Below are 22,011 nucleotides of genomic sequence, written 5' to 3' on the forward strand. Positions count from 1 at the left end.
GATTTGTTAGTTGTATTTGATAGTTTAACCGGACAAACAAAAAGGTTTGCTCAAAAATTAGGATATGATTCCGTACACGTTAAACTGTATGAAGGTGAACCTAATGATGACATATTCTTAGTAACCAGAAATATTAATTTTGGTTCAATTCCAGCAACAACTAAATATTTCTTAGATCTATATAAAGATAGAGTCGTTGGGGTAGCAGTTTCTGGAAATAAAAACTGGGGTGAAAACTTTGGTAAAGCAGGAGATTTAATCGAAGCGATATACCAAATCCCATTAATACTTAAGTTTGAAGGATCTGGTTTTCCCAAGGATGTAGAACTTGTGAAAACCTGGTTAAGAAATAAAGAAGAGAGAGAAGAGGGCGTAAGCATATGAATCAAAGAAAAGATATTATTCCAGAATGGATAATCTTAAATAACCAAATTACCGATGAGAATGGTCAAATCCGTGATATCGACAAAGATAGACAAGCGGCTAAGAGTTACTTCTTAAATGAGATCAATAGGAAGACTCAGTTTTTCCACTCACTAGAGGAAAAACTAGAATACTTAATTGAAAATAATTACTATGAGAAAGAATTCCTAGAAAAATATACCATGGAACAAATTCAAACGGTTTTTGATATTGCATACGCTGCAAAATTCCGTTTTCCAACCTATATGGGTGCTTTCAAGTTCTATAATGACTACGCATTAAAGAGCCGTGATGGAAAAAATTTCTTAGAACGCTATGAAGATAGACTTGCGATTAACGCACTTTATCATGCAAATGGTGATTTTGAAAGAGCACGCCAAATTATTAGATTATTAATTGCTCAAGATTTTACACCAGCAACACCAACCCTTCTTAACACTGGTAAGAAGATGAGAGGGGAATTTGTTTCATGTTTCTTACTTGAAGCAGGTGACTCACTCAATGATATTTCAAGAATTTCAGAATTCTCAATGCAATTATCTAAAGTGGGTGGAGGGGTTTCAATCAACCTTTCTAACTTACGTGCAAAGGGTGAGGCGATTAAAGGTATTCCAAACGTGTCTAAAGGTGTTGTAGGGGTTGCAAAACTACTTGATAATAACTTTAGATATGCTGACCAAATGGGTCAAAGAACTGGTGCTGGAGCCGTTTACCTAAATATCTTCCATGCTGATATTGAAGATTTCTTATCAACTAAGAAGTTAAATGCAGATGATGATATTCGTGTTAAGACATTATCAATGGGGGTTGTCATCCCAGATAAATTTATTGAACTTGCTAGAGAAAATAAAGATATGTATGTATTCTATCCACATACTGTTTATCAACAAACTGGTCTAGACTTTGCTGATGTATCAATTGACATGAACAAATGGTATGACATTTTAGTTGAAAACCCTGAGGTTAGAAAACGCAAAGTAAACCCTAGAAAACTACTTGATATGATTGCCTCTCTACAAGGTGAATCAGGTTATCCTTACATTATGTTTAGTGACAATGTTAATAATGCAAATCCACTAGATATACCGGTTAAATTCTCAAACCTATGTACAGAAATTCTACAACCAACCATCACTTCACATTATGGTGACTATGGTGCAAACCAAGATGAAGTTGGTATGGATATTTCATGTAACTTAGCATCTGGTCATATGGGTAATATGATCAAACATAACACAATCAAAGAAACTGTTTTTGCTGCTATGGATGTGATGAACTCAGTATCTATGAATACAGATATCAAACATGTTCCAGCAGTTGCAAAAGCAAACCGTTTAAACCGTTCAGTTGGTTTTGGTATCATGGGTCACCATGGTTTCATCGCTGAAAACTATATTTTATATGGTAGCGAAGAAAACTTAGACCTAATCGATGTATTCTTCAACATGGTTAATTACTATTCACTACAACACTCAATGTTAAAAGCTAAAGAAACCGGTGAAAAGTTCTATCGTTTTGAAAAGTCAAAATATGCAGATGGCACATACTTTGATGGTCGTGGTCAAATCTTACCTAAGACTGATAAAGTTAAAGAAATCTTTAAAGATACTTATATCCCAACGGATGATGATTGGCTACAATTAAAAGAAGATGTGATGACTTATGGTCTTTATAACTCACACCGCTTAGCAATTGCTCCTAATGGATCAATTGGTTATGTGATGTCAGCAACACCTTCTTTAACACCAATTAAGCAATTAGTTGAAGAAAGAACTTATGGTAACTCAAAGACTTACTATCCAATGCCTGCAGTTGATAAAGCGGCTTTCATGTATGAAACAGCTTATCGTATGGATAACTTTAAAGTTATCGATGTGATCGCAACTGCTCAAAAGCACGTTGACCAAGGTATTTCATTTGAATTATGTATTACATCAGATATTACAACAAGAGAACTTCAAAAATATTATTTATACGCACATTACCAAGGTATTAAGACACTTTACTATACCCGTACTCAAAAGTTAAAAATTGAAGAATGTGAATCATGTGCAGTCTAAGGAGAAGATTATGGTAAAGAAGCCTAAAACAAAATTAATTAAAGAAGAAGAAATTCTTTATAATGGTGCCAACTGGAATGAAATGGAAGATGATTTTACTCAAAATTTCTACGAACAAAATCTTTCTCAGTTTTGGCGTCCTGAAGACATTTCCTTACAACCAGACTTAAACGTTTGGAGTGTATTACCAGACGATATTAAACTAGCTTATGCAAGAAACTTACTGGTCTTAACATTCCTAGATACCCATCAAGGTGATATTGGAATGCCGGTTGTTGCACGTTCCATGGATGAGCATTTCCACCAAAGAAAAGCAGTTTTAAATTTTATGGCCGCGATGGAAAATGCGGTCCATGCTAAAAGTTATTCAAACATCTTTATGACTTACATGTCTACCCCTGAAATTGATGAATTATTCAGATGGGGTGAGTCACATAAGAATCTACAAAAGATTATGCAAATCATTGTAGGTTTATATAAAGAATTAGATAAGTACAATTATTTAAAGAAGTTTGAAGAAAACTCTCCAAGTTTTAAAGAAGTTGACTTCAATATTGCACAGTGGAAAGCCATGGTAGCATCAGTATTTTTAGAAACCTGGCTATTCTACTCAGGATTCTACTATCCTTTATTCTTTTATGGACAAGGGAAACTCATGCAAGCAGGTGAAATCATTAACTTAATCTTAAGAGATGAATCTATTCATGGATTATACGTGGGTAGACTTGCTCAAGAAGTTTATGAAACATTTGATAATGATACTCAAGATCAACTTCAAGAATGGATGAATAAACTATTACTTGATTTATATCATGAGCAAAATGAACTTGTTGAATCAATCTATGACTCAGTTGATTTATCACATGATGTTAAAGTGTTTGTTAGATATAATGCGAATAAAGCATTAATGAACTTAGGTTTTGATCCTTACTTTGAATCAGAAGAAGTAAACCCAGTTGTCTTAAACGGACTAAACACTGAAACTAAGACAATGGATAACTTCTCAATGAAAGGTAATGGTTATCAAAAGATGAAGAGTGAAATGTTAAAAGACTCTGATTTCAATTTTGAAACTGAAAAGATTATTACATTTGGAGGGAAAAAATGAGTGTAATTTTACTTACTAAAAATGACTGTCCACAATGTGCAGCCTTAAAGATGTTCTTAAAGTTTGGATTAAACGATAAATATGCTGCAGACATTAAAATCGTAAATAAAGAAACTGATACTGAAGAGTTTGAAAAAATAACTGCAACTTACGGTATCTTAAATCTGCCAACTATGATTGCTGCAGATGAAGTATTAACTAGAACTCAACCTACACCTGTGGTTCAGTTTTTAGAAAAACACGTTGGAAAAAAATAAAATATAAAAATAAGGCTTAGGAGCAATCCTAAGCCTTTTGTTTTGTATAAGTTATTTACCTAATCCAGTAGCCATAGCTTCTAGTAATTGACCGGTAGTATCTGTTCCATATTCCCAGAACATTAAACCGGCAAGTTCCTTGTCATAAATGTATTGAGCTTTTTCTTGGATAGAGCGAGGGTTATCATATGAGATAAACTCACGACCATCATTCTTGATGATATAAGGAACACCCGCTTTAGTATCATAAACAACACTGTAATCAGGATTGTTAACAATACTTAGAATTTCATTATAGAAGACTGAACCAGCGTTTACCCATGAACCATAGGTACCGGTGCTAGAATTGAATGTTCTAGTTTGTCTAATGCCATAGAATGCAAGACCAAAGATTAACTTACTATTTGGTATGCCGTAGTTGTTAAAGATTGGAACAGATTCATCAATAGAAGCACTTGATGCTGAACGACCAACTTGGAAAGTTGGGTTATTGAATGTTGTTGAACGATATAATGGGTTTTGGTAACTCCCACCATTATTAGACATACCATATGTCATAACATTAATATAGTCGATATATTGACCGGAATTTATTAGGTCATATTGTGGTGGTTGCCATTGTCCGCCTGTAATAGCAGTTGTTACTAAGTGGTTTGGATTGTTTGCTTTAACCTTCTGATAGACTGTACGCATAAGTTGTGTATAAGCAGTTCTTTGAGAGTTTGTAGGTGTTTCCCAGTCAATATCAACACCATCAAAACCATAGGTATTAATGATTGTTACAATGTTATCAGCAAAAGTATCTAACATTGCCTGACTTGTAATCAATGAACTCCATTGTGATTCAGGAGCAACTGAGAATAAAACCCAGTTACCATATTGCTTAGCTTTAGGGAAGATGTATGTTTGAATATTATTTAAGACAGCTAGACCATTTAAATTACCAAGATTATCTGCGGTTAAGAATGCAGTGTTAATAATATCTAATGATTCAAAGAAAGCATCATTGACAGTTGAGTAGTTTCTATAAATATAACTTGATGCAATCCCTACTGCAACTAATTCTTTTTTGAATAAAACATCAATATTAAATGTACGAATAATTGGATTATCTAAACCAGTGATTGTCGCAGTTAAAGTTATTTTCTTTTCATTGTATGAAATATTAAATTCCCCGGTATTAGATAAGATTTCAGGATTAGAAGAACTCCATGAAATATTATAGCTACTATACGAAGTAGGTAAGTAAATATTCTTATCTGTATATGTGGGAATGATTGAATTTAAGTATTGATTTAGACTCTCAATTGATGCACCTTCAAAGTGTGCGGATAGATTAATCACGTTCTTATGATCGCCTGCCTTCACTAAAGTTAGACTATCTAAATAATTTGAACCATCATACCAACCCTTAAATGAGAAGTTTGGCTTAACGATTTCTGGTAGAGAAGTATCTGCATCAACAAACATTTCTAATTGATATTCTAAAGCGGTTGGTTTGAAGAAGTATGCGTTAAGTGATCCACCTGTGTATGTTGAAATATCGCCATCAAAGTATACGTATGAACCAATAGATTCACTCTTAAATAATGAACCCAATAATAAATCATTTTCTGGCAACTCATTTTGATGATATGTCCCTAAGATGAAATCGTAATCTTTAAAATCAATATGCTCTAAACCAGAAGATTTATAGTCGGTATAAACAATTTGATATAAATCTAGTACTTCATCGTATTTAATAAACATCTTATAATTCCAACGAAGTCCAGTTTCTTTTGGTGTAAAGACTGTAAAGTCGTTTGAATTTTGATTATTAAAGGCTTTAAATTCTATTTCATAAAAAGGTGTTAATGTTTCTAAAACTGATCTTGGATACACCCCACCATTTCTGTCGAATGAATATGTTACAGGTAATAATTCATTTTGATTAACATAGCGAGTAGAGAAGAAGCGGTAAGTTAATCTACCATCTTCAATCACATATTCAGCCTCATCAACAATTGATTCATTGACTCTTAAAGTAAATTTTTCTAGTGATGAAACATCAGCTACTAAGACAAACTTTGTTTCCTCTGCGCTTAAAGAAACATCAACGTTATTAATTGATGTTGCAGTTCTTTCTTTCAAATCGATTGTAATGTCTAAATAATTCTTTTCTTCTTCAACGATTTCCTGGCAAGCCACTAAAATCAAGAAGAAGGCAAATAGACATAAGATTAGTACTTTTTTCATAAATGTAATCCCTATCATTGTTCTTTATATAGACAGTTTATTATATAAACGTCTAATATTAGTTAAAAACGAATAAATTTTTCAAACTCTATAAAAAATCCCACAATAGAAATCAAATATAGATAATAAATAAAAAAACACCGCAAGAGCGATGTTTCGAATGCTTTAGTGGCGGGGACAGCAGGATTCGAACCCACACAGGCGGTTTTGGAGACCGTAGTGCTACCGTTGACACCATGTCCCCCAGTCAGCCTTTATAGTATAGCAAATATTCATTGACATTTCAAGTAAGAAAAAGAGCGATTATTTATCATCGCTCTTTGGTTCTACGTCACTAAATAGTTGTTCCTCTTGAGGGCGATCAACAATTACTGCTTCAGCCTTCTTTGGTCTACGTGCTCTAACTGCGGCCATAATCTTACCATGGAAGAACCAGAAGTAAGGAATGATTACAATAAACACGATATAAATACCGAATACGATGAAGTAAACGTTCGTATAGTCGCTTAAATCAATTGGGTGGTATAAAGTCACGATATTGTAAGTTTCAATATCACTTGCTGTAAGATTTGTTAGATCCTCTAAGTTCTTAGAGATATTATATGTATCAGCTGTTAAGTTTAAATTAGTGTGTTCAACAAGTGGTGCACCAGTGAAGTTTTGTTCACCATCAGTCACTCTATAGATAAGTGTTGGAACTTCCTTGTCTTCTTCATCTAATGTTACAGCATATAAGCCGATTGAAACAATATCATACTCATGTAATTCTCCATCACTAATTAAACTGTCTTGTGTAGCATCGTAGAAGTTATAGTTAGCGATATAAGTAGTGCGTGGTACTTTACTGTTTACAAATAAATCCCCAGGTAATAGATAAATGTTAAATGAACGTACATCTTGAACTTTACCCTCTGAATCAGTAAGCTTGTTAGATCTTGTGATTAGAGTTTTCTCAGGATCGTTCACATTATATGCCACAATTGATAGTGTATAGTAGAATACATCTTCGTTGTATTCATCTAAGACAATATAGAAACCGTCTTCATAGAATGCAGCTTTACGATTTTTATGAGCAGAGATCATTGGGTAAATACTAAATTTAACCTTATATAGATCATCTATTGCTTCACCGGTGGTATCATAACTTTCTCCACCATCAGCGTTTTTTATAGCAGAATCTGAATAATAAATACCTAAAGCGGTATTAATATGCGCAATTCCGTCATAAACATCGAAATCTTCATTGTCTTCCATCGCATTAGCGATCTTGTCTCCGACGTATAAAGATCTTTGAATACCGTTAATACCAAATAAATTGCCTTCAATAAACATGACAATTAATACTAAGAAGATAAAATAAAGGATTCTTCCTATCCATTTCATGTATGCATCAACATCCTTTCTATTTAATGATATCAAATAAAAAAACTTTTTTATACAAAAAACTTATTTTCCTACTTTTACAACTTTACAAACGGAAAAATATTGGTATAATATAACTTGCGTTGAGTATGGCGGTCGTGGCGAAGTGGTTAACGCATCGGCTTGTGGCGCCGACACTCGAGGGTTCGATTCCCTTCGGCCGCCCCACTTTATTCTCAACAATGTAAAAGATAGGCCCATAGCCAAGCGGTAAGGCAACGGACTTTGACTCCGTCACCCGTAGGTTCAAATCCTGCTGGGCCTGCCATCTTTTTTTTAGAAACATAATTGCTGCGGGCGTGGCGAAATTGGCAGACGCACTAGACTTAGGATCTAGCGCCTTCGGCGTGCAGGTTCAACTCCTGTCGCCCGCACCAAAATGACCCATTAGAACAGTCTATCCGAACCAGATAGGCTTTTTTATTGTATAATTTTAGTATAAATATGCGAAATAGAGTGAATAATAGTGAATCCATATAAGAATGATTATGTACCTAAAATCTTCAAAGTTTACTATTTTGATGATATAAAATCAAGTTATATTATTGAAATTCAAAGTGGCAAACATCTAAATAGAATCAAATTCAAAAAGAAAGATTCAATCTATTTTAATCCAGATCAATTTGAATTTATTTCTTTGATTTTATGCCAAAGTGTAGATTTTGATATAACTAGTGTGACATATTTAAATGAAAATCATTCGAGGGATTTTATTAAGCAAATGAGAAAAATTATCAATGACTTAAGTGGAATGCCACTAATTGATAGTTTGAAGAATAATGATTTATATAAGTCTATCGCATCTAATTATCAAGAGGAGTATTTTAGATCAATAAATAGTAAAGAAATAATAGATAGTCTAAACATTTTGATAGATTATATTATTAATAGTAATTATGAAGTAACAATTATAGGTGTATAGAATATTAACTATTATAGAGCATGAAGTATTCAAATAGAAATATTTTCCCCGATATTGTTATAAAGCCATCTAAGTTCGGATGAACTACATCATTGGCACCAAAATGACCCATTAAAACAGTCTATCCGAACTGGATGGATTTTTTGTTTTGCCTTTCTTAACTAAGTAAGATAAAATATAATTGTAGTCAAAGGAGATTTTTTATGGGATATCAAGAAAGAAAAATATTATATGATAATATTCAGAAATTAAGACAACAACCACTGATTTCTTATTTTACTTCAAGTAGACAAGGAATGTCAGGGAGTATGAATCAAGATGTTTTGCCATATATCATAATTCAAATTAATGATATAGTGAATAATCCTAATTATAATAAAGATGGTAAAATTGATTTTCTGATTATGAGTAATGGAGGGGATCCAATAGTTTCGTGGAGAATAATAACTCTTCTTAGAGAATTTTTTAAAGAGATTAATGTCTTAATTCCGTATTCTGCGTACAGTGCTGCGACACTGCTTGCTTTAGGAGCAGATTCAATAATAATGAATCCATATGGGAATTTAGGACCATTAGATTCGCAGTTAACTATTAGAGCAAGAGATAAGGATAAACCTTATCTGAACATTGGTTATGAAGATATTATGAATTTCTCGGATTTTGTGAAGGACTTTGGTATTAAAAAAGAAGAATCTATGGAAAAGCTCCTAGAAAAATTAACAGATGAGATTTATCCAACATCTTTGGGATTTGGTAAAAGAAGTTCAAAATTAGGACTTCAGATGGGTGAAAAACTTCTTTTGAAGCATATGAAAAACAAAAGAAAAGCTAAACAAATATCAAGTCATCTAAACACAAAAATATATCATCATGGTTATCCAGTTGGCAAAACTGAAGCTAAAAGTATTGGATTAAAGGTTTGTGATAATGATGAGATTGAGAAACTTATTTGGCAAGTGGCGCAGGATTTTATTGACGAAATCAATATGAACAATCCATTTTTAGATGCAAATAAGTATTTCTTTCATAAGATTTCCCAAAATATCCCAAGTGGTCTAGTCTTTAATCAAGTATATACAATGAATGAGAGATTTAAACTAGCTTCGCTTGAGTCTGTAAACAATAATTATTGCTTAATGAATGAAATTATAGTAAAATATAATATCGATGATAAATTAAACACTAATTTAAACTTAACAAATGCAATTGGATGGGAAAAATCCAATTAAGGAGGTCAATTGTTATGTATGACATGTATGTTGTGAATAATGAACAGTCTAAAACAACATCAAAAAGTGCTAAAAGCTCTTCAGTTACTTATCAGCTTGATGCAAGTGCCTTGAAATTTGAAGATAGAAGAGAAGAAAAGAAAGAAAATAAAGAAAGCAGATAATTTCTGCTTTTTCTATTTTTTTACAATATAAACATCTCAAAGATATTTTCCCCGATATTGTCATAAGGCCATCTAAGTTCGGATGAACTACATCATTGGCACCATATAAGAAGCATTAGTCTAATACAATTTGTATTAGGCTTTTTTCTTTGAAGAAAGGGAGGTTTTTCCCTATCTGCAATTTTCTGAGTCAATATGTAAAGCCAAAATCATGGTTTTTTCTTGACTGACATTTGATCGACGTCTAACTTTTTAACGATTACCTAACTATTTACACTATTACTTTGAGAATATTTAAAAGAAGAGTCGAATTCCCCTATGGTGGAAAATGGTGGTTTTATTTAATAGTTTTTAAATAGCTAATAAAAGTAAGTATCTAGCATATTCCTAGACTTTATATGAAAATCAAACTGAAAATGTTATAATTTAAGAAATAACACTTATGAGATTTCAGGAGTACTAAAAGGGGAGGTAATGATGAAAAACATTTTTGATGCTATCGACTATAAATTCTTTCAAGTTTTTTCTGGAGAGAATAGACGAATCCATGCGGAGATAATCATGGTTGTCTCCGATTTTTTTAAGCATCATAACGCTTCCTATGTGGAAAAAGAGGACTTAGTCAATCACTTATCTGACTACATTAGTCAACGCAATTTCGACAATGTTCTTGATGATGAAGGAAATGATATCTCTAAATCAACACCTAGAGAAAAAGCATTGAGCAAGCTTAACCTCTTTAAAAGAAACGGATGGTTAATCGAAGAAAAGGTCGAAAACTATGTCGATATCATCCAATTTGACGACAATGCATTAATCATCTTAAAAGCCTTGGAGGATATTAGCAGCAATTCTTCACCTAAAGAATATACAGGCTATATTTATGTCATTGATAGTTTACTAAGAACATTTGACTACAATCAAGGTGTTTCACTTTTGGAACGTATTTATGATAATACCGAAACTTTAATGAACCGTCTTAGAGGGCTCAATTCAAGCATTAAGAAGTACTTGACAAGACTCCTTAATGAAGATAGTGAGGACGCTGAAAAGCTCTTAAGAACGCTATTATTTGACTATCAAGATAACATCATTAATAAAGCCTTTAGCAACCTTAAATTATCAGATAATCCAAGTAAATATCAGAACCAAATATTAACTAAACTTAATGAGCTAAGATCCAAAGAGGGTATGGATCAACTGGTTCAAAACTACAAAAAGACAAAAAATTCTGACCAATCCGAACTCGAAATTGAAAAAAATCTATTCAATCAGATTGAGTATATCTATAACATCATTGAGATGCTTCAGCAAACCATTTTAATGATTGATATCAAGAATGCCAAATATGTTAAATCATCCACTTCCAAACTATCCTTTATATTGAGTGAAAATTTTGATGTAGTAGGTAAGATTGAAAATATACTTAAACTCATGAAGCACCATAAAGACGATGTCTTCTATCATGAAGCGTTTGGTCTCTATAAAATGGGAACAATAGATTCTGAATCCTTATACAAGCCAAGGGTTTATAAAGAACTATTATCTGTTGTAGAGCTACAAGAAAAACCTGAATTAGATCAAGCATATGTTGACGAAGTTGCTCAAAGACTCTTTAGAGATAATCGTTTTAGTATTAAAAAAGTCAATGAATATGTGCGAGTATTGTTAGAGCATAAAACAAGGATCAAGTCGTCGGACTTATTGATAGACAGTAACGAAGATTTGACAAGAATGATTCTCATTCAACTCTATGCCCATCATGAACAAATGTGCTATCGAACTGAAACATCAGATTCAAATGTTACTAAAAATGGTATTGAGTATAAAGACTTTATGATTGTAAAGCGAGGTGAACAACATGGCAAATAAGCAAAGTGTAGGACTTACATTCTTTAATCAATTTCAAAAGTTAACTGAAACAGAAAAGGAAAAGTTTTCTAGAATATGCAATAAGATTCTAGATAAGAACTTTTTAATTCGGCAAAAAGAATCTGATAAAGAGGATTATTTCTTTGTTGTTGGCCACTTAACCTTGTTTCAAAACTATTTTATGTTGATGGATTACATGGTAACTCACTATGAAGCGGATCAAATCGTTGCTTTAAGTACTGAAGCCAACAGAAATAGAACCAGATTAAGAAGAAACGATACAATCATGTTATTAGTTTTAAGACTTTTGTATCAAAAGAAATCAAAGGAAGCGACACAACTTAATCAAATATTAGTATCAGTTAAAGATATTCAAGAAGAATTAGATCGTACAAGTCTGTTTAAAGGGAAAATCCCTAAAACAGAATTACAAACAACAATGAGAATGCTTAAAAGTTATTCATTGATTGATTTTCAATCTTCCAATTTAATTAATGATGATACGAGGGTAGAGATATATCCTTCTTTACTGCGTGTTGTAAATATTGATGATATGACAAAACTTGAAACACAACTGAATGCATATTCTAATGGAGGTGATGACGATGAAGACGATGACCAAGATTAAACTTATCAATTGGCATATCTTTGATAATCACACCATTGAAATCAACCATAACACGTTAATCACAGGTGAAAATGGGCATGGTAAATCAACCTTATTGGATGCTGTGAACTTTGTTTTAAGTGGTGCATCAGGCAAATTTAATCAAGCTGCAAATACCAATACCAAAAGAACAATTGAATCCTATGTAAAAGGAAAGACTGGTATTGAAGGTAAAACATTTATTAGAGAACAAGAACAAATTATTTCGCATATTGCATTAGAGTTCTATGATAAATTTACTAAGAAGTATCTTGTCATCGGTGTTGTTTTTGAACTGCCTTTTTCTAAACATAAAAACCATGGAACTTTTTATCATATTAGCGATTCAAAGTTGCTTGAAGATTATTACATTTATAACCACAACATTCTTGGATTAAGTCAATTTAAACAAGCTGTAAAAGCTAAAGATAAGACAGTATATACCTTTGAAACTAAGCGTGATATTAAAACGATGATCAAGAGTACACTTGGTTTATCAAGTGACAAGTACTTTGAACTTTTGCCTAAAGCTCTAGCTTTTCATCCGATCAATGAAGTTAATCAATTTGTATATGACTTTTTACTTCCTGAAGATAGAGTAGACATTGAATCACTACAAACGAATATTCATAGTTACCGTGAAGTCAGTAAATTACTCAAAATAGAGAAGGAAAAACTTGAATTTCTCAAACCTTTAGAAAATTTAGTAACCCAATACAAAGAGACACAATCGAATATAAACATTCTAGAATATTTAAAAGTAGACCTAAAATATGAAGCAATCCAGAAATCAATTGATAATGAAAATCAAAACTTAAGAGAGAAGAACCTAAACTACGATCAAGCTTTAATTGATCAATCTGAAATTGAGACAAAACTATTAGCAGTTGAAACGAGTTTAAATGAGCTTCAGAAGAATGATATGACTTTACGCATAGATTCACTTGAGAAACAATTACAAGATGAGAGACAAAAACTCACATTAGTTGAACATAAGTTGAAGAATGTATTGGATATAATCAAATTTGAAGCACAGTTAGCGAAACGAATTGAACTGGATTTTAAAATTAACGACCTATTAAATTCGAGTGGTCATCAGCAATTAGTGAGTGAGATCAAGGAATATGATCATTTGATGGATGAAAAAAAGAGCGAATTAACTGTTGTGGTTTCAGAACGTAAAAAAGAATTAGATAAAGTGAATGATGAAAAGACTGTGCTTACAAGTCAGATCAAGAAACTAGAGTCTAATCGATTTACGTATGATTTCCATGTTGAATCCTTACTTGCTATATTGAAAGAAGAGCTCGCTATAGAGTTCAATAAAGATTATATTGATGTAAAACCATTATGCGAACTATTAGACATTGAAAAGGAAAACGATGAGTGGAGAAACGCAATTGAGGGCTATCTAAACACTCAACGTTTTGATATAATCGTTGAACCTCAATACTTTAATAAAGCATTAGAAATTTATGAGAAACATAAATTCAAGAAAAAGATTCATGGGATTGGGCTAATTAATACAAACAAGCTGAATGGATATGTTTTGGAGCAAAATTCTTTGGCTTCCAAGGTTAATGGGCTTAACGAATTTGCCAGACAAGCAGTAAATATGATTATGGGTAAAGTCATTTGTGTCGACGATATTCAAGAACTTAAGTCATATTCACAGTCCATTACGGCTTCTGGTATGACATATAGAAATAATACTGCTAGACAGATTAATCAAGCCATATGGGAAAGACCCTTTATAGGTCAAAAGGCAATAGAAAAGCAACTTGAGAATGCACGGGCTAAAGAAAATGAACTTGACCAAGTTATCAATTCTCTTACTAAAAAAATAAATGATTTAAGTAATAATATCTATCAAATGAAACAATCTCGTATTAGAGAGCTTTTAAACATGCCTAATATTTTTAAAGACAAAGATGATCTCGAATTAAAAATGAAAAGCTCACTTGAAGAATTGACCTTACTGAAAAAAGATAATGCTTGGCTAGAGATTGCTGAACGTATAGAGCAAAAGAAAAAAGAAAAATATGGTTTAGCAACTGAAAAAGATCTATTAGTCAAAAAAATTGGTATTTTGGAAGACAATATTAAAAACATTAAAACTAAAATTACAATGATTAGTGAAAGTTTATCAGACATTTCTAGTGACTATGATGCCTTACCCGATATGAACAAATATCTTCAACAAATTCAAGAAAAAAAGAAAATTTTAAAACTAACAAACAAAGAAAATTATGACAAGATGATACAGAGTATTCAAAACGAGAATAGTTCATTATCAAGAACCTTTTATAGTCAAGAAACAAAAATCCTAGATTTGATGAAAGAATATACTCAAAAATATGATAATGGACAACTTATTCCAGATATTCATAACCTTAATGACTACATGGATGTCTATTATCGAATTAAGGGACGAAACATCATTGAGTTTGAGGACAGAGCAGCAATTGCTTTAAATGCATGTGAAAAATCATTTAAGGAAGATTTTCTATCCAAACTTAGAGAAAAAATACAAACAGCGCAAGAGGGATTCTATCACCTTAACAAAGCACTTAAAACCAAACCTTTCGGTTCCGATAAGGAAGTATATACTTTTACTTATTCAGGCAGTAATAACCCTAATTTTAGAGATTATTACACGATCTTGCAGAGTTCAGAAGATTACGTATCAAAATCACTACTTGTTGAATCGTTGAGCGAGAAAAACCTTATTTTGCTAAAAACTTTATTTGAAACTTTGACTTCAGAGGACAAATCTGAAGCACAAGTTAGAAGAATTGCAGAGTTTACAGACTATCGCAAGTATATGGATTACGATATCAAAATTACGAATAGAAAAGATGAGACCTATTATTTTTCTAAAGTCAACAAAGAGAAAAGTGGTGGCGAGACACAGACTCCTTTTTATGTCATTATTGCATCATCTTTTCAGCAATTACTTGATTCATCAAGAAAAAACAGATCTTCTGCTTGTGTGGTAATGTTTGATGAAGCATTTAATAACATGGACGAATCACGCATAGAAGCAATGATGGAATACTACAATGAACTAAATATGCAACTACTGATTGCTGTGCCACCTCAAAGGCTCGTCAATATTGTGCCATATGTAGAGACAACGCTTGGATTGATTAAATCCAACCATACAGTTGTTGTTCATAGCTGGAAAGAACATCATCAGGAGGTCAAGAATGAAGAAGTATGATATCTTGATTCTTAATGTACTCTTGGATAAGTACGAGCAAAGTAAGCTATCTAAAGAAGGATCAAATCGAAATATCCACATAACCTTAAAGGCAAATCATTCAATCTTAAGAGACTATTGGTCAGAGGACTCCTATCTTTATAAAGATCAAATAAACATGATGCTTGACGAACTTGTCAGAAAAAACTTTATATCAATCCGTTTAAGTAAGAATAAGGAACTAGATTTTATTGATCTTCGTGTTGAGTCTGTTTCTGATATTTATAAGTTTATAAAGAGAGTAAATCCAGAAGTTGACCGTACTGAAGTGCTAGAATACTTGACATCATATGTAAGTAGCAATCAAATAATTCAAGAATTCGTCATCTTCGTAACAGATCGTCTATCAAAGTTTCAAAGTGTTCAAACCTATTTTGATAATTTGAAGGACCTAAAGCTTTACATTAAAGCTATTGAAGCGATGTCGTCTCTAGAAGAAGATACATTAAAGCGCAATTTCAGTAAGAAAATATTTAATGACTCTAAATTGTTTGAAAAAATAGAAAATAAAGTACTTAAGATTATTCGTGAATTCGCTGACGATGATATAGATGATAATGATGAATTGCTATCAATTTATCATTTGGTTAAGACGCCAACGTTTGCATACATAAAAGGTAGACTAACGATAAAAGTTAAAGACCAAGTCATCGATTTATCTAATTATGGCCATGAAATTGCACTAAGTTCGAGTGCTCTATTGGATTTTGACGTAATGGATGTTTCTACCAATAAAGTTATTACTATCGAAAATCTTACAACCTTCGTATCGTTTAACAATCCTGAATACGTTACAGTCTATCTAGGAGGATTTCATAATAGCGTTAAGCGAAAACTATTAAGCAAGATATTCGTATATAACACTGAAATAGAATTCTATCATTTTGGTGATATCGACGCTGGTGGATTTCTAATATTTGAGGATTTGGTTACAAAGACAGGTATCCATTTTAACCCATATATGATGGATATTACAACATTAGAGAATCACAGGGACTATTGGATGAATCTTACCCAAAATGATAAAAAAAGATTAGAAAAAATGATAGACGGACGATTTGCTCAATTAGTAAAATATATGATAACGAATAATTGTAAATTGGAACAAGAAGCAATACAACAGATTTGATTAGTCAGACGACCTAACTCTTAATTGAGTTAAGTCGTTTTTTTGTATATTTTTATTGAAAACCCAAACTTTTCTCCATTTTCTGCGGACTAAGATATAGATGGTGAGAAATATTTTCATAAGTTACCGGCAAAATGCATCATACCTTGCCATTAACCATTGAAGAGATAATTCTCTCAAAAAATGAAAGAGGTGTTCAAAATGAAAGAAAACAATAAGAACAGTGATGTATGGGATGATGAAGACGATGGATTACCTAGAATAATTTCGGTTTCAGAATTTTTGGATAATCCATCTAAACTACCTGAAGAAGTCATTGAAAGCGTTGTGCGTCAAGGACACAAAATGATGATCTCTGGTGCTTCAAAGTCTGGTAAAAGGTTTTTATTGATTGAATTGGCTATTGCATTAGCAGAAGGAACGAAGTGGCTTGGGTTTCAATGCAGAAAATCAAAGGTAATGTACATTAACTTGGAGATCGATCGCAATAGTCTTATTCATCGGTTTATGGACATCTATGAAGCGTTAGGGATTATACCAAAGAACGCACATAGTATTTCCGTTTGGAACTTAAGGTGATCCTCCAAACCACTCGATGAATTAATACCAGAACTTATCCAAAAAGCAACTCTTCAAGGTGCTGATGTGGTTATTTTAGATCCTATCTACAAAGTGATGATGGGTGATGAGAACAATGCAACCGATATGGCCAACTTAGCCAATCTCTTTGACAAGATTTGTTATGAGACTGGATGTACATTTGTCTATAGTCATCATCATTCCAAAGGAGCTCAAGGGTTCAAAAAGTCTATGGATCGTGCATCAGGATCTGGTGTTTTTGCTAGAGGTGCAGATGCACAAGTGGATATGATTCAACTCAATCTCGTCGAAGTCCCATCACGTCATAATCCGGATGAATCATCTGCTACAGCTTGGCGACTAGAAAGTAATCTAAGAGAATTTCGAAGCTTCAACCCTGTCAACATATGGTTTGAGTATCCAATACATAGAGTGGATGAAGCAGGAAAACTAAAGAAGAATTATGCTGATGGCGATCCTAGAGCTAACCTATCAAGAAGTTATAAGCGAAATCAGACGACTGATTCACGTAAAGAAGAATTTGATAAAGCATTTGATACCAATATGAGGAAAGATGGAACCTGTTTTGCCTTTGTACTTGCAGAATATTTAGGGATTGCTGAAAGAACGGTTAGAGATCGTGTCATAGAATTCAGTGATGAATACGTCACCAAAAAAGGTATCATATCACGTAAAAAGTGAAGTTGGAAAATAGGGAAAAATGCAATTTCCGTCACAATTTCCTGATTTTGGCAGAAAGGGAAAAAACTCCTATATTCCTACTACCAAAAAACTGGCGGATAGGCTTTATATAGTTGGATGTAACCAACACGCTAACGCATGTTTGTAGGATAGGGCTTGAAAGCCTGCCCTATCCCAAACAATGCATTATCGTTAGCACTCACCTTTCTTCCAAAGAAAAAACAAAAAAAGTAAAAACCGGTTAGCAATTACAGTTATTTTTGTTAGTTTCGAATTTTCAATACCTCATGTATAGATTAGTCTATTTTGGTATACTAAATTGAAGTGAGGTGTCAAATTATGCACATACAATGTACGAAGGCAATGCTAGATTACATCAAACCAGAACTAACTGAAACAAACACCGATAATGACATGTATGCTTGGCATGCGCACTTTTTAAAAAGAAGTGGGAAGAATCTACTCGTCCTGATGCATGACCTATCAAGATTCACAGTTGTCTTCTATGGGGTAAAGAAAAGTCACATTAAAGAACTCTATCCCATGATCAGTGTTGCTGTAATGAACGCTATGATGGATGCTGGTATACCATTAGATGCAATAGGAGCCTATGTTGATAGACGACCTGAATCACTATCATTTAACAAAACTAAGAATAGAACATTGGTCGCTAGATTAAATAAAGCAGTCGAAATGGCAGATCATATATTAGGCACTGATGGATATCACGCGGACTCCATTGAACAAAGACATGCAAGTTTGTTTTGTAATGAGTTATTCGTTTGTGAAGATAATTATAAAGTCTGTTATTATCCAGAAGAAAAGTTTAGAGAATATTTGGATTTATTATTAGAGGAGTAACCCCCCCGGTCATGCACACTTAGCCTTGCTAGGGTACCGTCGGGAGGGCATTTCATTTACGCAAGGCAATTTTCTGAAAATCCAAGAATTACTTATGAGTTTTGATGAATACCAGATAATTTGTCTTATAAAACCTCAACGATTTGACCTAACGGCTTTTATCTGCTAGTTTGCATAATAAACTTGAACTAAACATAAAAACCAATCGTTGAGCCTATAATACGCATTGGTTAATATCAATAATCTAACTCAATCCAATATAATGACACACCTATTCAATCTTGATGAATAAGGGTGTTTTTTATTTTTAAGCCTACAACGAATTAATATGTAGGCTTTTTATATTGGTTATGAACTTGCACTTGATTCAATGTTCTTAACAAATCGTTGATGATTTTCCGGCAATTTATTAGATTCTTGCCATTAACCATTGAAGGAGAAAGATTTGAGATTATCATTATTAAAAATATCGTATATCTATATCTGAGTGAACACTATCACAAAAAAAGCCATATCTCTTTGAACTTGAGATATGGCCATTCCATTTAAATATTAATGTGATTAAGCAATTTTTCAAAGTTATCCTTGGTTTCCTTAGATAGCTTTTTCTTCAAATCATCAATGTTGTGTTTAAAATAGGAAGATAGTTTATAGTCTTTTTTATCATCATCTCGATAGCAATATAGTTTTCTATCAGCTTCACTGAATAAGCTTTCTATCACTGTGAATTTTGAATCCACATTTGCTAGTTGATGTATTTCAATATTCTTGTTCTCACGGTATTTTTCGACAACATACTTTCCATCACTATCTGAATCGACAAGAAGAATTGGTTTTTTTGTAATCTTCAATAAATCTTTGTCAAGATTCAATCTTCTTATCCCTTGAATAGGAATGAAGGTTAATCTGTCAATCTTAAGTAGGTTTTTAAATGCAACGAGATAATTATAATCAGTAATACCTTCCACAAAAATTAGCACATCATCAGGATTTATTAAAATGTGACGATTAACAGTTAGAGCGGTTTTTATCGGCAATAACACATCAAATGAACTATCTTCGTTCACGGTGAATTTGTTTACTAGAGTTGAATCCTGGTTATTTTTCTTAACCAATCTGAGCTCATCAAGGTAATCTTGATCAATCATAAATGGGGAATGTGTGCTCATGATAAATAAAATGCCATTTTTATGACCAAAACCTTGTATTTGTTTTCGTAGTTCAACTTGACCAGCTGGATGTAGATTGGTTGCAGGTTCATCAAGTATTACGATATCACCATTTCCGATTTTACTATCAGCAAAAACATTAAAGAAAAAATCAAAGAACCACTTAAATCCTGCAGATTGACTATCTAGAGGTATATCAAATCCGTTTTCACTTATTAAAAAGTAAACTGTATCACTCTCAAGAGACATTCGGAATGAGTATTTCTTTTTATCTGTGAAAGAATATACCTGATTGAATTGGTTAGTTAAGTTTTGAAGACTTTCGTTGATCTTCCTTTCATAATTAGTTAGAATATCTTTTCTCTTCTTTCCACTTTCGTGGAATTTTTGATAAGCAGATTCTAAGGCTTCAACTTTATCATCTAGAAGTATATCAAAAAGTTTATTAAAAAATAATGGATTAGCTAGTTTACCTCCACTAACTGTAGATATAGTCTGATCAGTTTTTATGTTTTGTGTTGAGATATAGTTAATTATTCTTGGGAAAAGTTTAAAACCATAAGCATTGAGAACCTCAGTTTCAAGTTCTTTTGCTTTTTCTTCATACACATTTGAAGATGCAGTGTTGTTAATTTCATTTATGAAAACTTCGATTTGTGATGCTGAATATTTCTGATTCAATATTGGCTGAACGTAGCCATTTCTCAAAAGATCAAACATTTGACCTATATCATTTCTGTCAATTGGTTCCTTTGCTGATAATTTTGTTATAAAAGGATTCAAAATTTGGAAATATCTCTGTACCCTTGAGTTAGTGGAAACATGATTTTGTATCTCAACTGATAAAAAGTATTCGATAAACTCTTGAAGCTCCTTCGTATATGTTATTTGTTTTTTATAAGGGACTTCATTGTTTGATTCATATTTGTCGTAAAAGGTTCGATTTTCCTTTATTTTGACTTTGTAATCCAGCTTTCTATCAGTGTCTTTAAGAACCAAAGAAATAGATGGGACTCTACCAACATCAAAAACATGATAAGGGGCATCATTAGGATTAAATTTCTTATCTCCAAAGGCACGTATTGCTTCTAAAAAGTTGCTTTTTCCAGAATTATTTTCACCGATCAACGTTATCAAACCACCCATTTTATCAGATGGTGACTTAACATAATTCAGCTCTAGTTTTGTGGTTTCATTAATACCTATACTTCTAAAATTAGTAATGTCAATAAAACGTTCAATCATTGTTGGTTTTCTCCTTTATTAATTTTTTTAATGTTTTTTGAATAACACTTACTATTGAATCAACTCCATTTTGTTCTACAGCGGTATTTATTAATTGAAGAGTATCTGAGTCGGATCTCAGTTTTTCAATGAAATCATCTACAGAACCATGACTTTCATTTTGTCTGTTTAACTCAATGATCTTATTAATCACTTCAATTTTACTAGAAGTTGATTTTTGCATTATAAAGTCGAATATGACCTTAACTTTAAAATCTATATTCTTGAAATCCTTTTTTTCATAATCATCTAAAAATTTATATAGAGTTGGTCTTGAGAAACCTAAATATGTAGATAACTCTGTTAATCGAATTTCAAGTGATTTGAGTTTCGTTCTCATTATTATACCTCCCAATTACAAGATATCACGATTTACAGAAAATGTAAATATAAATTACAAAAAATGTTAAAAATATTTTAAATTTAGTTTGTGCCACGGGTTATGTACTGATACTATGAAGGTTTCATAGAATAAGGTTAAACTAATAAAGAGCATTTTTTGATTTGCCTAAATACTATCAAAATAGGTGATACCTCGTCATTTAACTAGTGAGTAGAATAATCTTAAGTGTAAACCCGAACTTTTACTCGTTTTCTGCGGACTTAGATATAGGAGGTATAAAACCATGAAAACGGAAATCAAAGGGCAATGATAAATTCGTCCAAAATAGGTCAACCAACACATAT

16 protein-coding genes, 4 tRNA genes and 1 pseudogene are annotated in these 22,011 nt (G+C 32.4%); 16 read left to right on the top strand and 5 right to left on the bottom strand.

Annotated features, from left to right (window positions below; all coding sequences use genetic code 11):
• Positions 1–3: 3 nt before the first annotated feature.
• Genes nrdI through PG914_RS01775 form a run of 4 tightly spaced genes read left to right on the top strand, consistent with a single transcriptional unit; the run spans position 4 to position 3,848 of the window.
• Positions 4–384, top strand: coding sequence for a class Ib ribonucleoside-diphosphate reductase assembly flavoprotein NrdI (gene nrdI / locus PG914_RS01760; RefSeq protein ID WP_488821966.1), 381 nt, complete (start codon positions 4–6; stop codon positions 382–384).
• Entirely contained in the window at positions 381–2,483 is a 2,103-nt protein-coding gene (gene nrdE / locus PG914_RS01765) for a class 1b ribonucleoside-diphosphate reductase subunit alpha (RefSeq protein ID WP_488821967.1), read from the top strand. Before nrdI ends, nrdE begins: the two co-directional genes overlap by 4 nt.
• Before the next feature lie 10 nt (positions 2,484–2,493).
• Positions 2,494–3,591 carry a class 1b ribonucleoside-diphosphate reductase subunit beta gene (gene nrdF / locus PG914_RS01770; RefSeq protein ID WP_488821968.1) on the top strand — a complete coding sequence of 366 codons (1,098 nt, stop codon included), beginning with the start codon at positions 2,494–2,496 and terminating at the stop codon, positions 3,589–3,591.
• Positions 3,588–3,848: a glutaredoxin family protein gene (locus tag PG914_RS01775; RefSeq protein ID WP_488821969.1), complete on the top strand. Its 261-nt coding sequence runs from the start codon at positions 3,588–3,590 to the stop codon at positions 3,846–3,848. Before nrdF ends, PG914_RS01775 begins: the two co-directional genes overlap by 4 nt.
• A gap of 51 nt (positions 3,849–3,899) precedes the next feature.
• On the opposite strand, the gene PG914_RS01780 is transcribed toward PG914_RS01775, so the two are convergent.
• The 3 genes from PG914_RS01780 to PG914_RS01790 all read right to left on the bottom strand — a co-directional run bounded on the left by PG914_RS01780 (position 3,900) and on the right by PG914_RS01790 (position 7,466).
• Positions 3,900–6,083: a glycoside hydrolase family 18 protein gene (locus PG914_RS01780; protein WP_488821970.1), complete on the bottom strand. Its 2,184-nt coding sequence runs from the start codon at positions 6,081–6,083 to the stop codon at positions 3,900–3,902.
• 169 nt (positions 6,084–6,252) lie between these two features.
• Positions 6,253–6,327, bottom strand: a tRNA-Trp gene (locus tag PG914_RS01785).
• A gap of 59 nt (positions 6,328–6,386) precedes the next feature.
• Entirely contained in the window at positions 6,387–7,466 is a 1,080-nt protein-coding gene (locus PG914_RS01790) for a hypothetical protein (RefSeq protein WP_488821971.1), read from the bottom strand.
• Positions 7,467–7,597: 131 nt separating this feature from the next.
• Here PG914_RS01790 and PG914_RS01795 point away from each other — a divergent pair.
• The 12 genes and pseudogenes from PG914_RS01795 to PG914_RS01850 all read left to right on the top strand — a co-directional run bounded on the left by PG914_RS01795 (position 7,598) and on the right by PG914_RS01850 (position 18,871).
• Positions 7,598–7,673, top strand: a tRNA-His gene (locus PG914_RS01795).
• A 25-nt stretch (positions 7,674–7,698) separates the two neighbouring features.
• Positions 7,699–7,773: transfer RNA gene (locus tag PG914_RS01800), tRNA-Gln, on the top strand.
• Between the two features lie 25 nt (positions 7,774–7,798).
• Positions 7,799–7,882: transfer RNA gene (locus tag PG914_RS01805), tRNA-Leu, on the top strand.
• A gap of 89 nt (positions 7,883–7,971) precedes the next feature.
• Positions 7,972–8,427: a hypothetical protein gene (locus tag PG914_RS01810; protein ID WP_488821972.1), complete on the top strand. Its 456-nt coding sequence runs from the start codon at positions 7,972–7,974 to the stop codon at positions 8,425–8,427.
• A gap of 203 nt (positions 8,428–8,630) precedes the next feature.
• A complete protein-coding gene (locus PG914_RS01815) occupies positions 8,631–9,656 on the top strand; it encodes an SDH family Clp fold serine proteinase (RefSeq protein WP_488821973.1) in 1,026 nt (341 codons plus the stop codon).
• A 14-nt stretch (positions 9,657–9,670) separates the two neighbouring features.
• Positions 9,671–9,820 carry a hypothetical protein gene (locus PG914_RS01820; protein WP_488821974.1) on the top strand — a complete coding sequence of 50 codons (150 nt, stop codon included), beginning with the start codon at positions 9,671–9,673 and terminating at the stop codon, positions 9,818–9,820.
• A gap of 477 nt (positions 9,821–10,297) precedes the next feature.
• Positions 10,298–11,692: a Wadjet anti-phage system protein JetA family protein gene (locus PG914_RS01825; protein WP_488821975.1), complete on the top strand. Its 1,395-nt coding sequence runs from the start codon at positions 10,298–10,300 to the stop codon at positions 11,690–11,692.
• Positions 11,682–12,320 (top strand): DUF4194 domain-containing protein, encoded by a 639-nt coding sequence (locus tag PG914_RS01830; RefSeq protein ID WP_488821976.1) that lies wholly within the window; start codon positions 11,682–11,684, stop codon positions 12,318–12,320. Before PG914_RS01825 ends, PG914_RS01830 begins: the two co-directional genes overlap by 11 nt.
• Positions 12,298–15,561, top strand: coding sequence for an ATP-binding protein (locus PG914_RS01835; protein ID WP_488821977.1), 3,264 nt, complete (start codon positions 12,298–12,300; stop codon positions 15,559–15,561). The genes PG914_RS01830 and PG914_RS01835 overlap by 23 nt, the downstream gene beginning before the upstream one ends.
• A 157-nt stretch (positions 15,562–15,718) precedes the next feature.
• On the top strand, positions 15,719–16,729 hold the full coding sequence (locus tag PG914_RS01840; RefSeq protein ID WP_488821978.1) for a Wadjet anti-phage system protein JetD domain-containing protein: 1,011 nt from the start codon (positions 15,719–15,721) through the stop codon (positions 16,727–16,729).
• 201 nt (positions 16,730–16,930) lie between these two features.
• A pseudogene (locus PG914_RS01845) lies at positions 16,931–18,010 on the top strand (AAA family ATPase).
• Between the two features lie 339 nt (positions 18,011–18,349).
• The gene (locus PG914_RS01850) at positions 18,350–18,871 is read left to right on the top strand and encodes a DUF6933 domain-containing protein (RefSeq protein ID WP_488821979.1); all 522 of its coding nucleotides are present in this window, start codon (positions 18,350–18,352) and stop codon (positions 18,869–18,871) included.
• A gap of 545 nt (positions 18,872–19,416) precedes the next feature.
• Here PG914_RS01850 and PG914_RS01855 read toward each other — a convergent pair.
• On the bottom strand, positions 19,417–21,285 hold the full coding sequence (locus PG914_RS01855; protein WP_488821980.1) for an AAA family ATPase: 1,869 nt from the start codon (positions 21,283–21,285) through the stop codon (positions 19,417–19,419).
• Positions 21,278–21,664, bottom strand: a complete 387-nt coding sequence (locus PG914_RS01860) for a hypothetical protein (protein WP_488821981.1) — start codon at positions 21,662–21,664, stop codon at positions 21,278–21,280. Before PG914_RS01860 ends, PG914_RS01855 begins: the two co-directional genes overlap by 8 nt.
• Positions 21,665–22,011: the final 347 nt, after the last annotated feature.

This window comes from Acholeplasma sp. ORD1043 (assembly GCF_057808485.1).

Excerpts from the sequence above, each read along its gene's own strand:
- PG914_RS01820 (WP_488821974.1), top strand. The coding sequence starts at position 9,671 with ATGTATGACATGTATGTTGTGAATAATGAACAGTCTAAAACAACATCA.
- PG914_RS01815 (WP_488821973.1), top strand. The coding sequence starts at position 8,631 with ATGGGATATCAAGAAAGAAAAATATTATATGATAATATTCAGAAATTA.
- PG914_RS01775 (WP_488821969.1), top strand. The coding sequence starts at position 3,588 with ATGAGTGTAATTTTACTTACTAAAAATGACTGTCCACAATGTGCAGCC.
- PG914_RS01850 (WP_488821979.1), top strand. The coding sequence starts at position 18,350 with ATGCACATACAATGTACGAAGGCAATGCTAGATTACATCAAACCAGAA.
- nrdF (WP_488821968.1), top strand. The coding sequence starts at position 2,494 with ATGGTAAAGAAGCCTAAAACAAAATTAATTAAAGAAGAAGAAATTCTT.
- PG914_RS01780 (WP_488821970.1), bottom strand. The coding sequence starts at position 6,083 with ATGAAAAAAGTACTAATCTTATGTCTATTTGCCTTCTTCTTGATTTTA.
- PG914_RS01855 (WP_488821980.1), bottom strand. The coding sequence starts at position 21,285 with ATGATTGAACGTTTTATTGACATTACTAATTTTAGAAGTATAGGTATT.
- PG914_RS01840 (WP_488821978.1), top strand. The coding sequence starts at position 15,719 with ATGATGCTTGACGAACTTGTCAGAAAAAACTTTATATCAATCCGTTTA.
- nrdE (WP_488821967.1), top strand. The coding sequence starts at position 381 with ATGAATCAAAGAAAAGATATTATTCCAGAATGGATAATCTTAAATAAC.
- PG914_RS01835 (WP_488821977.1), top strand. The coding sequence starts at position 12,298 with ATGAAGACGATGACCAAGATTAAACTTATCAATTGGCATATCTTTGAT.
- PG914_RS01860 (WP_488821981.1), bottom strand. The coding sequence starts at position 21,664 with ATGAGAACGAAACTCAAATCACTTGAAATTCGATTAACAGAGTTATCT.
- PG914_RS01830 (WP_488821976.1), top strand. The coding sequence starts at position 11,682 with ATGGCAAATAAGCAAAGTGTAGGACTTACATTCTTTAATCAATTTCAA.
- PG914_RS01825 (WP_488821975.1), top strand. The coding sequence starts at position 10,298 with ATGAAAAACATTTTTGATGCTATCGACTATAAATTCTTTCAAGTTTTT.
- PG914_RS01790 (WP_488821971.1), bottom strand. The coding sequence starts at position 7,466 with ATGAAATGGATAGGAAGAATCCTTTATTTTATCTTCTTAGTATTAATT.